The organism is Candidatus Acidiferrales bacterium (assembly GCA_035515795.1).
In the GTDB taxonomy this organism is placed as follows: domain Bacteria; phylum Bacteroidota; class Ignavibacteria; order Kryptoniales; family JAKASW01; genus JAKASW01.
In genome coordinates this window covers 323,162-339,379 of the sequence record DATJAY010000035.1, presented here as the reverse complement: position 1 = coordinate 339,379, position 16,218 = coordinate 323,162, and the positions used below count along the sequence as shown (strand labels likewise).

Genomic DNA, 16,218 nt, shown 5'->3' with positions numbered 1-16,218 from the left:
TCCTCAGTTTTTCGTTTGCGACAGTTGAATCCCAGCTCGCGAATGATTATCGACAAACGGAAGTTTGACGACCCGTGCCCGCGCTTTCTTTCCGCGAACATCGATGAAAATGTCGCTGTTCTCCACCGCCCTCGATGCTTCGACATAACCCATGCCGATTCCCGTTTCGAGCGATGGCGAGAAAGTTCCGCTCGTGACGCAGCCGACTCGTTCCGCGAATTGAGTTTTCCCGCTCTCCGAGTGAATCTCGTAGCCGTGGCGTGGTATGGCGCTCTCTTCCATCTCGAACCCCACTAGCTTCCGAGCAATATTCTGTCTCGCCTTTATGATTGCCTGTTTGCCTACAAAATCTCCTTTATCTATTTTTGTTATCCAACCCAATCCTGCCTCTATGGGATTTGTAGTTTCGTCAATATCGTTCCCGTAAAGACAGTAACCCATTTCAAGTCTCAGTGTATCCCTCGCACCGAGCCCGATCGGCATGATATTGAACTCTCTCCCCGATTCAAAAATTTCATTCCACAATTCTTCGTGGTTCGTTCCGTTTACCGTGAAGAAAATTTCAAATCCTAACTCGCCCGTATAACCTGTCCTCGAGATTATCGCATCGGTCCCGTCAATCTTGCCTTCGACAAAATGGTAATATTGGATTGAGCTCAATTCTATTCCGGTTAGCTTTTGCAGAGTCGCAATAGATTTCGGCCCTTGCACGGACAGAAGTGCCGTACGGTCGCTCACATCTTCGAGTCTCACGTCGCCAGTCGAAGATCCCGTTTGCGGGAAAAGTCGGGAAGAAAACGTCTTATAGTCTTTTTCGATGTTAGCAGCATTTGCAACAATCATATACGCCGGCGAGGCTTCAGCCACCGGAAGGGACGTACCGCTAAACCTGTAAACGATGAGATCGTCGAGAAGAAAACCATTTTCATTTACCAGTGCAGTATACTGGGCTTGTCCCGGAGCAAGCTTGGTCACATCGTTTAAAGTATTCCGCTGAAGAAACGCTTCGGAATCCCTTCCTCGAACGAGAAACTCTCCCATGTGTGAAACATCAAATACACCGACACTCTGCCGGACGCACTTGTGCTCGGCCATGATGCTCGAATACTGCACCGGCATTTCGAACCCGGCGAACTCCACCATCTTCGCACCCAATTTCTTATGAATCTCGTTGAACGGGGTCCTCTTCATTTCGAAACTGCAGCCGTCTGAGACGCGCCGACTTTTTTCCAGTCCGATAAAAACTTCTGAAGCCCGATATCGGTCAGCGGATGTTTTATAAGCTGATCGATGACCTTGAACGGCATGGTAACTATATCTGCGCCCAGCATCGCAGCCTGAGCGACATGCATCGGATGCCTGACACTGGCAACGAGAACTTCGGTTTTGAAGTCGTAATTCCTGTATATGGTTAGTATCTGCTCGATAAGCTCCATTCCTTCCTGACTGATGTCGTCGAGCCTTCCGATGAACGGGCTGATAAATGATGCACCAGCCTTGGCGGCAAGAAGAGCCTGGTTCGGCGAAAAGCAGAGCGTGACGTTCGTTTTGATTTCTTCCGCTTTCAGGCGCTTGACTGCCTTGAGCCCTTCTTTCAGAAGCGGAATTTTTATTACAACATTGTCAGCAATCTTGCTGAGTTCGTGCGCTTCGTTCATCATACCCTGGAAATCCGTCGAGACAACTTCTGCGCTCACGGGACCCGGGACTATCTTGCAGATTTCGCCGATCAATTCTCTAAAGTTGATGTCATATTTCTCTTTTGCAACCAAGCTCGGGTTTGTCGTCACTCCGTCGAGGACGCCAAGTTCGGCGGCTTCTTTTATCTCATCGAGATTTGCAGTGTCTATGAAAAATTTCATTTTATATTACCTCCCAAAAACATTCGTTTAATAGTAAAACAACGAAACTATCAAAAAAATTACTGTAAATGTACTTCGCTCTGTGCCAATTGTCTTAATAAAAATTAATAAACAAGCGTGAAAGTTGAAAGGAAATCCGTCACACGCAGGTTTACCGGAGGAGAAACTTGACCAGCACGTGCAAGATCTTGCCCTGAGCTGCCCGTTGGTGCCCAAATTGCCTTAGTCGAATCCACCTGCTATTTGAGAAGTGTCCGTTGTGCTGCTACTTGATTTCTCGGCGGAATCAGTCTTTGATCTTTTCTTCCAGCGCGGCTCTGACAAATTCTCTGAACAGCGGATGCGCTTTCGTGGCACGCGATTTCAGTTCCGGATGGAATTGACAGCCGACGAACCACGGATGATCGGGCAGTTCAGCCATCTCGACGAGCTGGTTGTCCGGTGACACACCGCTGAATCGCATTCCGGCATCCGTGATTCTCTTCCTGAATTTGTTGTTCACTTCGAACCGGTGCCGATGACGCTCGCTTATTACTTCCGTCCCATATGCCTGATAAGCCTTCGAGCCTTTCTGCAACATGCAGATGTACGCACCCAAACGCATTGTGCCTCCCTTTTCTTTCACGGTTTTCTGGCCAGGCATGATATCGATAACGTTGTGTGCCGTCCTTTTGAACTCAGACGAGTTCGCGTCTTTCCATCCGAGGACGTTGCGCGCGAACTCAATGATCGCCGTCTGCATCCCCAGGCAAATTCCAAAATAGGGAAGTTTCTTCTCACGCGCGTGCTTGATGGCGATAATCATCCCCTCGATTCCGCGCTCGCCGAATCCGCCGGGCACAAGAAGTCCGTCGATGTCAGACAAATGAGCTTCGGTGCCATCCCGCTCAATATCTTCCGCGGCAACCCATTTCAGTTCCACCTTAGCATCGTTCTCGGACCCGGCGTGAATGAAAGCTTCGAGTATACTCTTGTACGAATCGCGAAGATCGGTATATTTTCCGCAGATTCCGATCTTAACATTGTATTTGGGATTTTTTATTCGGCCAACCATCTCCTCCCATTCGGACAAATTCGGCTCTCTGGCATTAAGGTTAAACTTGTCGAGAACTATTTGATCGAGATGCTGCTTTCTGAATATGAGAGGCATTTCGTAAATCGTCTCCACATCTCTCCCTTCGATGACCGAATCGGCTTCGATGTTCGTGAACATCGCTATTTTTTCCTTCACTTCCCGCGTAATCTTCTTCGACGTTCTGCAGATCAAAATCTCCGGCTGTACCCCGATCTCCAGCAGATTTTTTACGCTGTGCTGCGTCGGCTTCGTTTTGATCTCGCCCGCGGCTTCGATGAACGGAACGAGAGTAACGTGAATGTTGATCGCATTTCTTCTCCCGACTCTCAGCATGAATTGCCGCATCGCCTCGAGAAACGGAAGCCCTTCGATGTCGCCGACCGTGCCGCCTATCTCCGTAATGACTACATCAAAATTCCCGTTTTCATACGGCTGGGAAAAACGCCTCGCTATTTCGTCCGTGACATGCGGAACGACCTGGACGCAGGCTCCGAGATAATCGCCGCGCCTTTCTTTCGAGATCACCTCATAATAGATTTGCCCCGTTGTGGTGTTGTTCGCCCGCGTTGTAGTTATGTCCAGGAAACGCTCATAGTGACCGAGGTCCAAATCTGTTTCGGCACCGTCGTCAGTAACATAAACTTCGCCGTGCTGAAACGGGTTCATCGTGCCGGCATCGACGTTTATGTACGGATCAAACTTCTGCATTGCGACGCTGAGTCCTCTCGACTTGAGAAGCAAGCCAAGCGAGGCGGCTGCGATTCCTTTTCCGAGCGACGAAACGACGCCGCCCGTGACAAAAATATATTTTATGTTCCGCTTAGCCAATTTAAATGTCCCTGTCTTGAGATTGACTTGATAAAAAATCTTCCACGGCAATTATATCGGACGGTACATCGACCGAAATCGTGTCCTCATCTACAATGGCTACTTTTATCTTATAACCATTTTCTAAAACACGAAGCTGCTCCAATTTTTCCGCGGTTTCAAGAGGCGTTTCTTTAAGTCCGGTTAACTTCTGGAGAAAACTGTTCCTATAAACATATATGCCAAGATGCTTCAAGAATCTGTAGCCCTTTGAATAATTTCCTTGATGCACTCCCCGCAAAAAAGGTATCGCGCTCCTGCTGAAGTACAGCGCATCTCCGTTTCTATCAACAACAACTTTAACCGTGTTTTCGGAGAAAATCGCATCGTTATTATGGATCGGCACCGCGGCCGTCGACACGACGTTTTCGCGCGACTTAAGAAGAACGGAGATTACCGCATCGATCGTCTTTGGCGATATGACCGGTTCATCTCCCTGGACATTTACTACAACGTCTGCTTTGATTTTCTTTGCCGCTGCTGCACATCGGTCGGTTCCACTTTTCAGTGCGGATGGAGTCATGACAAACTTTCCGCCGAAATTGCTTACCGATTCCGCAATCCGTTTGTCGTCGGTTGCAACGAAAACATCGTCGACTTTCTTCGCGGCGCTCACCCTTTCGTACACATGCTGGATCATCGGCGTACCTGCGATATGCGTGAGAGGCTTACCCGGAAACCGGGTCGATGCGTAACGTGCGGGAATGATCGCGACGGTTTTTAAATTCTTGGCCATCAGATTTTATCCAATCACTTTTGGTACCTTAAAGAACCTGTCCGTCCTGGACGGAGCATTTTTCAGCGCCTCTTCAGTTGAAGTGGACGGTTTAACCTCATCTTCGCGGAAAACATTTTGGAGCTCGATTACATGAGACAGCGGCTCGACATTCGAGGTATCCAGTTCATTCAGCTTCTCCATGAATGCAAGTATCTCGTTGAATTGCTCCGTGAACTTCACCTTTTCATCTTCATCGAATTCCAGCTTCGCAAGTTTTGCGATATGTTCAACATCTTTTATCGTTACTGCCATGTGCTACTCCCTTTCAGCCGCCGGCAACCAGCAGCTAACTGTTAATACCTTTTTCTCCGTAATAATTTCTCTCAATAATGCCATGAACTTTATTCATCAATTCTATCGACCCGCGTTTGTCGTGATACTCCGAAATGTCGACCGGTGCGTCAACGATGATCGTGATCTCGCCTTTGCGCAATCCGATGCTTCCTTTCTTCATGATCGCAAAACTTCCTAGGATAGTCAGCGGGACGATCGGGACTCCTGCCTCGATAGCGAGAGCGAAAGCGCCTCGCTTGAAAGGCTGCATTTTGCCGTCTCTTGTCCGTGTTCCTTCGGCGAAAAGGATCATGCTTTCTCCGAGCGCGATTCTCTGCGCGGCCCTTCCAAGACCTCTCGCCGCGTCTGTCCCGCTTTTCCTATCGACCATGATGTGCGCTCTCGCAGTCGCCCATCCGAAAATCGGGATCCTGCCGATCTCCCTCTTCACGAGAAACCGAACGTACCTGTTTACACCCACCACCACTGCTGTTATGTCGAACATGCTCGCATGGTTTGACACATAGATATATGGTTTGGATAAATCAATTTTTTCCAAACCGACGACTCTGACTTTAATTCCCGAAACCTTAAGCACCGTATTTGACCAATGATAAGCAAAGAAGGAGAATGTTCGGTTTTTTTTGTCGAACGGAATGGTCAGGAGGTAGAATGCGGAGAAAATTATCGTCAAAATTCCGGCCGTGATTGCTCCCAATAAGAATCTCACTGCGTCACCCTCGTCAGGCTTTCCGGAACCGCGGCCTTTATTCGCGCACCGATTGACGGGTGGCTGAAGAAAATCTTTTCGATCCATGCGGGAGGATTTTCAGGAACGAGGTTCAACCTGCCGAGTTTCCTCATCGATTCGGCAAATTCTTTTCGCATTCCGGTGTTATCCAGAGCAAAGAGGTCCGCTTCGTGTTCTATTCTCCGAGAAAAGAAATTTCCGAGCGGCATCGCTATGATCCCTAAGACAGTCAACGCGAGTGCGAGAAAGGGAATTGCCATCAGATCGTAAGACGGGACATGAAGTGCGGCAGTATAAGAAAAATACACTTGTGCAACGATATAAAATCCGATCAGGCTCACGACCGCGCTGACGATTATTCCTTTCATCATATGGTGCTTCACCAAATGGCCGAGTTCGTGAGCAAGCACAACTTCAATTTCATCCTCGGAGAAATTTTCTAGCAACGTGTCGCTTATGATGATCTTTCTCGATCTCCCGAGCCCGGTGAGCGCGGCGTTCGCCTTCCGTGTTTCACGGCTCAGGTCGAAAGAAAAAACGCCGCTCATTCTATACCCGAATTTTTCAACAAGCCTGCTCAACTTGTCGCACAATATTTCATTCGATAAGGGTTTGAGTTTATAAAACAACGGAAGTATTACCGTCGGAAATAACTGCGCTACAAAGATCTGGAATACGAAAAAGAACGCGGCGAAAAGGAGCCACCACGCACTCGGAAAATGAATCAAAAGATAATAGAAAGCAAAAAGCAGGATCACGCCGAGGATGCTGCCTACCAGTGCACCCTTCAATTTTCTGAAAAGCCATTTCGAAAATGTCTGGTTGGAAAGTTCAAAGCGATGCTCTGTTAAGAAATCCGAATAATAGTCAAGGGGAAACCTGATGACTGAGAAGAGAATCTCAATCGCGAAAACGAAAAGGAGGAATTGCACGTAAACATTTGGGCTGATTGAAGACAGATGCACAAAGAACGTGCGCAGGCCCGTGAAAGTCAGAAGAGTCACAAATGCAAGTGTCAGAAAAATGCCGGCGAGTGAGAATGTGATTCTCGTTTTGAGGTAGATATCGGGAGATTGCGATTCGTTTAAAGACAGCGGCGGTGCGAGGTAGAAAAAAAACTTATCCCTGAGAATAGTTCTGCCGTGCACTTGATAAATTAGATAAGAGAGACCTGAAAATCAAATAATTGTAAGGTGTTTATTACGAAAACTTGAAAATTTGTTGCGGGCCGTTTAGTTTTCCGAGCAAGGTCTTTCATCGATTGGTCGAACAACAAAAGGAGGAGTGAAAAATGAAGATGTCTTTCATCGTTCTGGTGCTGACATCAGCAATGTTTTACGGAGGCTACCTGGTGCCGCGACAACAACTTTCCGATTGCGAGAAAGAAAAACTTGCGCTTGAAAACAACAAAAAGATGGTTGCCGATTTTTACCAGGAATTATTCGGCGACAAAAACATCGAATCGATTAATAAATACATGGGCGACGTTTATATTCAGCATAATCCCTATGTCGCCGACGGAAAGCAAGCTTTGATCGATGCGTGCAAACAGTGGTTCAAGGATGCACCCAAAGAGAAAATAGATATCCAGCACCTCGCTGCGGATGGGAACTTGGTTTTCATTCACACAAGAAGTCACGAAGGCGCAAAGATTTTTTCAGTAATCGATATTTTCCGAATAGAGAACGGCAAGATTGTGGAACACTGGGATGTTGGCCAGGCCGTTCCAGAAAAGGCTGCGAACAGCCACCCGATGTTTTAGATTTAAAGAAGGCTGCCGGCGGCATTTTATTTATCGCCATGGCACATTAATATCTGAGTGAGCGGAACGAAAACACGGCAGTGCTCCGACGTTCCATATTATTAGAAGAGGTCAACACTTGCTTATCAGGAGATTCAATCATGTCCACGAAGAATAGGGCCACGAAATGAAACTCAAAGTCATAATTTTCGGCGCCACAGGCATGGTCGGAGAAGGAGCGCTCCATGAGAGTCTGAAACATCCCGATGTCGAATCTGTATTGGTTATCGGCAGAAGGTCGTGCAACGTGGAGCATGTAAAACTGAAAGAGATCATCCATAATGATTTCTTCAATTACACATCAATCGAAGCAAGTCTCAGCGGTTACAACGCTTGCTTTTTCTGCCTCGGAATTTCTTCAGTGGGAATGAATGAGAAGGATTATACCCGCATCACGTACGATCTCACGATGCGGGCGGCAACTGCACTATCGAAACTCAATCCTTATATGACGTTCTGCTACGTTTCAGGAGCGGGGACGGATAGCACGGAGAAAGGCAGGCTGATGTGGGCAAGAGTAAAAGGGAAAACTGAAAACGATCTCATGAAGCTTCCATTTAAAGCTACATATATGTTCAGGCCGGGCTTTATAAAACCTATCAGAGGATTAAGAAATGCTTATACTATTTCGAAAGCGGTAGGAGTACTGTATCCCTTTTTGAAAATGATTTTGCCAAATTACATTTGCACATTGGAGGAAGTTGGTATCTCAATGATAACAGCATCTGCTAAGGGTTATTCCGGAAAAATTTTGGAAAGTGGGGATATTTCTGAGCTTGCAGCTGTTCGAAAATCAAACAGCTAAGACCCTTTTATTCGGAATCTTGGAAAACTGCGGACCGTCATTTACCTTGAATGAGTTTCCTGTAAACTAAATCGAAGGAGCAGGGCATGAAACTATCTACAAAGAAATCTACGGTGCTGCCGATATTGATTGGTTTGTCTCTCTCTCTCATCGTCTGTACCAATCCTGCAGACAATAATAACGGACGAGGTAATAACTCGCAGAAAAAGGATTCGATCAGGGTCTGCAACTCAACTATTTCCAAAGATGGCCTTGCATATGTCATTGACGGGGACATGGTAGTTGTTGCAAGATACTGTGAAGATGGTACAACATTAAAGCGTCTCGTTTGCGGCTTAATCTTAGGGATGGCAGAGACCGGGCTAGATTTCAACGCGCTCTCCAGCAGGAATCTCAGCTTCAACGATGGTGTATATTCCTACAGGGGTTCCGGTCACTCGATTGACCTGGTGTTTTACTTTGCTCAAAATTTCGAGGGCTTTCATGCAGGAGATACAATCCCGTACAATTTATTCTCCATAGATTCCTACTTGAAAAACATATCGGTCGGCGTTAACGGCATAGCCTATGAAAATGGACCGCTGTTCAACTTGATCCAAGGCAGCTTAACTTTTAACGGAACCACGCCTTTACTCTCCATAAGCACAACAGAGATAGCGTTTACCGTGAGAAGCCAGGGGCGTTATGGTTTGTCATCCAATGGTTTTTACGATTCGCTTCTGATTAAAATGACTACGACTCCGGCAACGATCCAAAATTTTCAACAGCAGGTTTATGCCGGTGGTTACGGATTCTCCTACGATTCAACTTTTTACAGCAGCAATATTTTTGACATCGTCGAAACTATTTTCGGATCCACATTTTATATGAAGCGACTTAACTCGGGTTCAAATGACTCATTGGGCTGGTACTGGAGCGGTTACTATGCCGGAGATGTGCACAAAGGGAACTGCCACTATTATATGCACGGACTGGCATCCGATATCCAACAAAATTACACTGGCTATTACTGCGACCCTGCGTTTGCAGATTCGTTTGGAGTGGCAATTCATGACACCTCATTGACCTTCGGACATTTTTATTCGGTGTTCGGTGACACCTTATACTACCTGTTAGAATAATGGCGAATGCGAGAAAGGTTAGCGATGGAGAATTCCGATGAAGTTTCTTAACGAATCGGAATCTCCGACCAAAGAACATTTCCGGATACTCGCTCTCAGCTGGGCGGGCTGGGTATTCGATTTTTACGATCTGATCCTGTTTACCTTCCTGCTGATCCCCATAGGAAAAGAGTTGGCGCTTTCAAATGTCTCGGTCTCCTTAATCATGGGGGCATCTCTAGCGGCAACTGCGCTCGGCGGCATAATCTTCGGATTCCTCTCCGACAAATTCGGCAGGAAAAGTGTCCTTCAGTGGACAATCGTTACGTACAGCGTTGGTACGTTTCTGAGCGGATTTGCCTCGGATATAGAAACGCTACTCGTATTTCGCATCGTCACCGGTCTTGGAGTAGGAGGCGAGTGGGCAACCGGACAAACTCTAATAGGAGAAACATTTCCACCGAATATTCGCGGCCGTTTCAGTGCGATAATGCAGACCGGGGCTCCGATAGGGATCATATTTGCATCGGTCGTCGGAGGATTCTTGGAACCTGCAATCGGATGGAGGATATGTTTCTTTGTTTCGGTAGTTCCCGCCGTTCTCGTAGTGTTCGTGCGAAAGCATCTCCCGGAGTCGGACATCTGGCTCGCGCATAGACGAATCGTCGCGGACGGGAAGTTGCCTGAATGGATCCCTTCGGGAGATTTATTGAATCTCGAGCGTGAACGCGGAGCAAAATTCCGTCTCCTCCTATCGAAGGATTACCTCAAGATTTTCCTGCGATCACTGCTGCTCGCTGTTTTCTTGATGTCGGCATACTGGTTCACTTATTCATGGCTGCCAGGATACCTTCATGAGCAGCGACATTTCACGATGACCCGATCGGCCTTGTGGATGATCGTGACGCAGGGAGGCGGAGTTCTGGGATACTTTTCTTTTGGGTTCACTGCGGACATGATAGGACGCCGTCCAGCATTCACAATTTATTCAATTCTTTGGGCAGTCGGATTGCTAATGATTACAGTTTTGTGGAATATGGCCGTCGCGTATCCGGTTTTCATTTTGGGGTTCATGTTCCTCGTGGGATTCGGCACAGGTGTGTTCAGCGGTTTTGGACCGCTATGCACCGAACTATTTCCGACAAGCATAAGGAACACCGCGATGGGAACGTCCTTCAATCTCGCCCGCGGCATCCAATTCTTCACGCCGATTGCGATCGCCGTCGCGTCAAAAACCTACGGGCTTTCGGGAGGAATTTCCATTGCTGCGCTATTTGCGGTGTTGACAGGAATTTGGATATGGACCTTTCCCGAAACCAGAGGGAAAAAGATTGGACTGTTGTCAATCGAGCCATAACAGGAAAAATTTTTAAAAGCTATCACGCATAACTAAATTTAGTAAGAGACAAAAGGAGTTGGCTGGTGAAAGTTAAGCTCGGAATTATCGGCACCGGAATCGCAGCGAAGGACCTGCATCTTCCCGCTCTTCAAAATTTGAAGGATAAATTCGAGATCGTTATGGTGTGCAATCACAGCGAGGGAAAGGCGAAAGAATTCTCTCAACTCGTCGGCGGCGTGCCGTACGTCCTTGATTATCATGAGATGTTGAGAAATCCGAAAGTTGAAGCGGTTGATATCATCCTTCCAGTTGAACTTAATTTTGTCGCGACAAAAGATTCTCTCGAAGCGGGAAAGCACGTGATTGTCGAAAAGCCGATTGCTTCAAGTCTTCACGATGCCAGGATGATGACCAAGCTTGTCGGAAAATACAAACAGGTCATGATGGTCGCAGAGAACTACAGGTATAACCCCGTATTCAAACGAATAGAGCAAATGATCCATGATGGAAAGATCGGCGGGCCTTACTCGGTGTTCTGGGATCAGTTCACAGTGACCGACACCGACAACAAATACGCAAAGACGAAGTGGCGCATTGACCACAAATACCCGGGCGGTTTCGTGACGGATGCGGGAATTCACAACATCGCGGTGCTTCGCGATCTCTTCGGTGATATCAAATCCGGAATCGCCTTCAATCGAAGCGTGAATCCGGCGATAGGAAGAATGGATTCCATGTCGTTCCAGTTTGTCTTTGAAAATGGAGTAAACGGAATATTCAATATGTATTTCAGTGCCCAGGGCGTTAACGAGAGCAGACTTATGATCTTGGGCGACAAAGGAACGATTGTAATGGAGGGAAATGTTGTCACGTTGAAACGTCAGCACATGGAGGAAATCGAGGAAAGAATTGAGACCGAGAGAGGATACCAGCATCAGCTTGAAGATTTTTACGACTGCATTGTCAATGGAAAGGAACCCCTAAGTACATTCCAAAAAGCATACATGGATTTCCAGACGATAGTTTCAGCAATCGAATCGGCGAAGAAATGGAAGAAGCTACGGCTGTAGAATGGTAGAATTGGAGAGTATAGAGTATTAGGACGCCGTAATTTCATGAGAGGTATCAAATGAGGATTCTTGAAAAGAAAAATATGAGAAGAAACTCGTTGCTGCTGGCGTTGATGACATTTCTCGGCGGTATCTGTACTGCGCGAGCACAGGAGCCGATGATCGGTGCGCAGAACGGTATAACATGGAAAAACCTCGTTATCGGCACACCCACCGAGACTCTGTCCCGCAAAACATTTTACGTCGACGGACTGGATAATATGTCTTCCTTCTGGTCGCAGCACGCCGATCTGAAAGCTGACGCGATCGATTTCAACCGGGTTTTTATCGGCATGGACGTCGGTCAGATTCGTGATCGGCTGGATTCATTCTACGTCGATGAGAAGAATATTCAGGTTCCGATCATCGACGCGATCTTAGTGGTACGGCTGGAGAACGCCAAGATCGACAATCCCAAAGTCGAAGACATTTTGAAGCAATTTCGCAAGGCGACAATAAACGGCCCTGATGCAGCGCGCGAGAAAACAATCTGGCAGGCCGGGTTGAAGCTTCTTAAGTAATTGAAATTTTATCGGGTTTAACATAAAATGAACAAGGATTGAACTCACAGACCGGAGATGAAAAGTAAATTTGTCCCGCCGAAAAACCTTTTGATAGGAATCGTGGGCAACATTGCGAAACCCTCGACGTGCGAAACTGCCTGCGCGTTGATCGGGATCCTCGAGGAACGGAAGATAAAATTCACGGTTCAGCATGAAATCGCCGCACAAATGAAGACAAAGTGCAACTACGACGCAGGCAAATCCAGTATGCAGTATTCCGAGATCGCCAGCTGCTCGGACATCATCGTTTCCCTCGGCGGAGATGGTACAATCCTGCGAACCGCAAAACTCGTCGGAGGGAGCGGCAAGCCGATCCTCGGAATTAATCTCGGCAAACTGGGTTTTTTGGCAGAGCTGAATTTCGATGAATTGAGAAACAGCATCGATGAGCTCTTCAAGGGAAAGTTCAATCTCGAGGAACGGGCAACCCTGCAGGCTTCGTTTGAAAAAGATGGCAAGTCTTCGACGATATTTGCGTTGAACGATATCGTCATCGACAAAGCCGGCTCCTCGCGAATGATAGATTTGGAGACCTATGTCGATTCGGAATATCTGATTACGTATCGTGCCGACGGCATAGTCATCAGTACGCCGACCGGCTCGACCGGTTATTCGCTGTCCACGGGCGGTCCGATAATCTCGCCGGAAAGCCGCGTCATCGCGATAAGCCCGATATCGCCGCACACACTCACCGCGCGTCCTGTAATTGTTCCCGACGATTCCGAAATCCGCATCGTGGTACGATCGGCCTCTCAGCCTATGGGGGAGAAACAAATCATGGTGAGCGCCGACGGACAGACGTCACAAGTCCTCACACAGCCTGCGGAACTCAAAGTCTCCCTTGCGCCATACAGAATAAAACTTCTCAGGAAGAGTAAGAACGGCTTCTTCAACCTGCTGCGGACAAAATTGATGTGGGGTGTGGATATAAGAGCCGATCAATGAGAATCCTCCGCAATGCTTGCCTTCCCGAATTTTCCATTTGGTGACCGGGGAAGAACATGAAAATAATCATGGCAATCGCGATTGCGTCGGCGCTTTCCAATGTGACCGATGCTCAGACCGTTGCTACGGATTCTATTTCTCAGGAGAGGATCCTGATCGGTCCTGTCGAAAGATCGGCATTTCAGGATTCATCATGGTACAGGGAAAACTATTCTGTATACAAGCCGCAAGTGAAGTTGATTCATCAGATAGACTCCCTTGAGGCAGGCGATTCAGTGCTGATCGTCTTAGGCTCGTGGTGCTCCGACAGCCACATGTGGGTTCCGATGTTCCTCAGCATCATGGACAGTACCGCACTGGCACGCAAAATCGGATTCATAACGGTGCCGCGTTCCAAGGGCTGGCGTGACCAGCTGACGGCCGGGCTCAACATTGAAAAAGTCCCGACATTTATTTTCTATCATGATGGGAAAGAGATAGGCAGAATTGTCGAGGAACCCAAAGGAGACATCGGCGACAACATTGTGGAGATACTCGAGAGCAAATCTACGGAAGAAATGCATTAGACTCGGCTGTAAAGTATATTATCACGAATGAGCCATCGGCGAGCAACCATCAGCTATGAGTTATCGAATGCCGACGTAATTGATTGGTTCAGTCAAAATCCGTCTAAAGAATTTCACTTGTCATTTTTGGATCCGCCGTTCAATCAGGGAAAAGAATACAAGTTTTTCGATGATAGATTGCCGCAAGAAGATTATTGGGAGTGGATGGAAAAAACTTCGCGGGAAATCTTCAATCGCACCGTAAATGGCGGAGCTGTCTATTTCATGCAGCGCGAGAAAAATACCGAATTCGTCCTTAGTACTCTGAGAAAAACTGGATGGTCATTCCAGAACTTAATAATATGGAAAAAGAAAACATCTGCGGTTCCGGGTACGAATAGATATGGAAAGCAATTTCAGGTAATCGCTTACGCTGTCAAAGGTGAAAAGCCGAGAGTCTTCAACCGGCTTAGAATATCGCCTCCTCTTCCTCCTGAATATAGGCGCGATAGGGACTCAGGAATTTTTCTTACCGACATCTGGGACGATATTCGTGAATTGACTTCAGGTTATTTTGCCGGCGATGAGGCCATAAGGATGGAAAATGGCAAGAGGTGGCATAAGCAGCAATCTCCAATTGCTTTGCTTTTAAGGATAATCATGTCGTCAAGCAAGGTCGGCGACACGGTGTTTGACCCGTTTGCCGGCACTGGAACGACACTCATCGTTGCTCAGCAATTGAAAAGAAATTCGATAGGCATTGACATTGACCCTGAAAACGTAAAACTGATTCGCAGACGACTCAGAGAAAAGAGAAATTCCGATGACATCTCGAAGTACTTTGATTATTACAGATATACCCGTGGACTAAATTCAATAGCGGGTGTAGAGAGTTTATCAGAAACTCATTCGGTTGACGTCGTCCAGACTACGATATAAATCCGGTCGAAAAGAATCTACTGTAAAAACTTATGATTAGAGAGTAGCATTGGCCGTTCAAGTGCCGCCTTGCGGCGTCCCGCATATCCTATTATTTTAAACTCGATGAGCGGGAAAAAAATCTGGACAGTTCTGGAAATGATCAAGTGGGGGACGGACTATCTCACCGAAAAAGGTTTTGATGAAGCGCGACTGAACATCGAACTCCTTCTCTCCACAACGCTCGGAATGAAAAGATTCGATCTTTACGTCAAGCATGACCAGCCTTTGAAGAAAGACGAACTTGAAAGATTCAAAGCTCTGCTGAAGAGAAGGCTCGCTCATGAACCGGTACAGTACATCCTCGGCAAGACTAATTTCTATTCCATCGAGATGAAAACCGACCGCCGTGCACTCATCCCGCGGCCGGAGACAGAAACGCTCGTCGAAACCGTCATCGAACATTGCAGGACTCGCCTTTCACAGAAGGATAATCTGAATATTCTCGACATCGGAACGGGGTCGGGCTGCATCGATGTTGCACTCGCAAAATTCTTGACAAACTCCCGAATCACCTCGCTCGATAAGAGCAAAGATGCTCTAGGCTTGGCACACGAGAATGCGAAGCTGACCGGGACGGAAGAACGGATCGAGTTCGTCGAGGTGGATTTTTTGACGATCACAGAAAATGTTTTCAATAGACGATTTGACATTATCGTTTCAAATCCTCCGTATGTTTGCGAATCAGCATTTAAGACCCTCGACGCCGATATAAAAGAGTTTGAACCCCTTGATGCGCTGAGTGACGGTGCCGATGGCTTGACGTTCTTCAAAAAAATCTCGCAAATGTCTCGGGTTTTTCTGAATCAGGAAGGATGGGTTTTCGTAGAGACATCGTTCGATCAGACGAAAGATGTCAAGAAAATTTTCATCGAAGCCGGCGGTCAGGAAGTTCAAACCAGGAAAGATCTTTCCAATATTGATCGGGTTGTGAGTGCAAGGTTTTAAATGAAGGCCGTTATCCAGCGGGTCAGGAAATGCGCGGTGAGAATAAATGGGGCAATTGAAAGTGAAATAGGTCCGGGCATTCTGATTTTCCTCGGCGTGCATGAAGAAGATTCTGAAACCGATGCGCGCAGTCTTGCCGATAAGTCTGCCGCGCTCCGGATTTTTGAGGACTCTGCGGGAAAAATGAATCTTTCGGTCAAGGACACCCGCGGCTCAGCGATGGTTGTATCCCAGTTCACTCTTTACGGAGAAACAAGGAGGGGAAATCGCCCGAACTTCATGAGAGCGGCAAGACCGGAGCCTGCGGAACGATTATATAATTATTTTGTCGGATGCCTCCAAAAATCTCTCGGTAAAGAAAAAGTCGCGACAGGAATTTTTCGCGAGATGATGGATGTTGAGTTGGTTAATGACGGACCGGTGACAATAATAATTGATACTGTAGAAAATGATCTTGACGGCAAATGACGGTGAGGCAA

The 16,218-nt window shown here is 47.2% G+C and carries 18 protein-coding genes; 11 read left to right on the top strand and 7 right to left on the bottom strand.

Translation table 11 applies throughout. The features are described from left to right. Window positions 1-3: 3 nt before the first annotated feature. The 7 genes from gcvT to VLX91_15025 all read right to left on the bottom strand — a co-directional run bounded on the left by gcvT (window position 4) and on the right by VLX91_15025 (window position 6,754). Window positions 4-1,191 carry a glycine cleavage system aminomethyltransferase GcvT gene (gcvT, locus tag VLX91_15055; protein ID HUI31527.1) on the bottom strand — a complete coding sequence of 396 codons (1,188 nt, stop codon included), beginning with the start codon at window positions 1,189-1,191 and terminating at the stop codon, window positions 4-6. Continuing rightward, window positions 1,188-1,862: a fructose-6-phosphate aldolase gene (gene fsa / locus VLX91_15050; protein ID HUI31526.1), complete on the bottom strand. Its 675-nt coding sequence runs from the start codon at window positions 1,860-1,862 to the stop codon at window positions 1,188-1,190. The genes gcvT and fsa overlap by 4 nt, the downstream gene beginning before the upstream one ends. 286 nt (window positions 1,863-2,148) lie before the next feature. Beyond that, entirely contained in the window at window positions 2,149-3,765 is a 1,617-nt protein-coding gene (locus tag VLX91_15045) for a CTP synthase (GenBank protein HUI31525.1), read from the bottom strand. Between the two features lies 1 nt (window position 3,766). After that, window positions 3,767-4,540, bottom strand: coding sequence for a 3-deoxy-manno-octulosonate cytidylyltransferase (kdsB, locus tag VLX91_15040; GenBank protein HUI31524.1), 774 nt, complete (start codon window positions 4,538-4,540; stop codon window positions 3,767-3,769). Between the two features lie 6 nt (window positions 4,541-4,546). Then, a complete protein-coding gene (gene gatC / locus VLX91_15035) occupies window positions 4,547-4,834 on the bottom strand; it encodes an Asp-tRNA(Asn)/Glu-tRNA(Gln) amidotransferase subunit GatC (protein ID HUI31523.1) in 288 nt (95 codons plus the stop codon). A 34-nt stretch (window positions 4,835-4,868) separates the two neighbouring features. Then, window positions 4,869-5,585, bottom strand: a complete 717-nt coding sequence (locus VLX91_15030) for a lysophospholipid acyltransferase family protein (protein HUI31522.1) — start codon at window positions 5,583-5,585, stop codon at window positions 4,869-4,871. Next, entirely contained in the window at window positions 5,582-6,754 is a 1,173-nt protein-coding gene (locus VLX91_15025) for a M48 family metallopeptidase (protein HUI31521.1), read from the bottom strand. The genes VLX91_15030 and VLX91_15025 overlap by 4 nt, the downstream gene beginning before the upstream one ends. Before the next feature lie 143 nt (window positions 6,755-6,897). On the opposite strand from VLX91_15025, the gene VLX91_15020 reads away from it, so the two are divergent. From VLX91_15020 to dtd, 11 genes are all read left to right on the top strand, one after another. Then, window positions 6,898-7,368, top strand: coding sequence for an ester cyclase (locus tag VLX91_15020; GenBank protein HUI31520.1), 471 nt, complete (start codon window positions 6,898-6,900; stop codon window positions 7,366-7,368). Window positions 7,369-7,534: 166 nt separating this feature from the next. Continuing rightward, on the top strand, window positions 7,535-8,212 hold the full coding sequence (locus VLX91_15015; protein ID HUI31519.1) for an NAD-dependent epimerase/dehydratase family protein: 678 nt from the start codon (window positions 7,535-7,537) through the stop codon (window positions 8,210-8,212). Window positions 8,213-8,298: 86 nt separating this feature from the next. After that, window positions 8,299-9,333, top strand: a complete 1,035-nt coding sequence (locus VLX91_15010; protein HUI31518.1) for a hypothetical protein — start codon at window positions 8,299-8,301, stop codon at window positions 9,331-9,333. A 37-nt stretch (window positions 9,334-9,370) separates the two neighbouring features. After that, a complete protein-coding gene (locus VLX91_15005; GenBank protein HUI31517.1) occupies window positions 9,371-10,669 on the top strand; it encodes an MFS transporter in 1,299 nt (432 codons plus the stop codon). 65 nt (window positions 10,670-10,734) lie between these two features. Next, a complete protein-coding gene (locus VLX91_15000) occupies window positions 10,735-11,721 on the top strand; it encodes a Gfo/Idh/MocA family oxidoreductase (GenBank protein HUI31516.1) in 987 nt (328 codons plus the stop codon). A gap of 59 nt (window positions 11,722-11,780) precedes the next feature. Next, entirely contained in the window at window positions 11,781-12,281 is a 501-nt protein-coding gene (locus VLX91_14995; GenBank protein ID HUI31515.1) for a hypothetical protein, read from the top strand. Between the two features lie 57 nt (window positions 12,282-12,338). Then, window positions 12,339-13,268: an NAD(+)/NADH kinase gene (locus tag VLX91_14990; protein ID HUI31514.1), complete on the top strand. Its 930-nt coding sequence runs from the start codon at window positions 12,339-12,341 to the stop codon at window positions 13,266-13,268. A gap of 56 nt (window positions 13,269-13,324) precedes the next feature. After that, a complete protein-coding gene (locus tag VLX91_14985) occupies window positions 13,325-13,834 on the top strand; it encodes a thioredoxin family protein (GenBank protein HUI31513.1) in 510 nt (169 codons plus the stop codon). Window positions 13,835-13,861: 27 nt separating this feature from the next. Next, window positions 13,862-14,752 (top strand): site-specific DNA-methyltransferase, encoded by an 891-nt coding sequence (locus tag VLX91_14980; GenBank protein HUI31512.1) that lies wholly within the window; start codon window positions 13,862-13,864, stop codon window positions 14,750-14,752. A gap of 105 nt (window positions 14,753-14,857) precedes the next feature. Then, window positions 14,858-15,739: a peptide chain release factor N(5)-glutamine methyltransferase gene (prmC, locus tag VLX91_14975; GenBank protein HUI31511.1), complete on the top strand. Its 882-nt coding sequence runs from the start codon at window positions 14,858-14,860 to the stop codon at window positions 15,737-15,739. Further along, a complete protein-coding gene (gene dtd / locus VLX91_14970; protein ID HUI31510.1) occupies window positions 15,740-16,207 on the top strand; it encodes a D-aminoacyl-tRNA deacylase in 468 nt (155 codons plus the stop codon). Window positions 16,208-16,218: the final 11 nt, after the last annotated feature.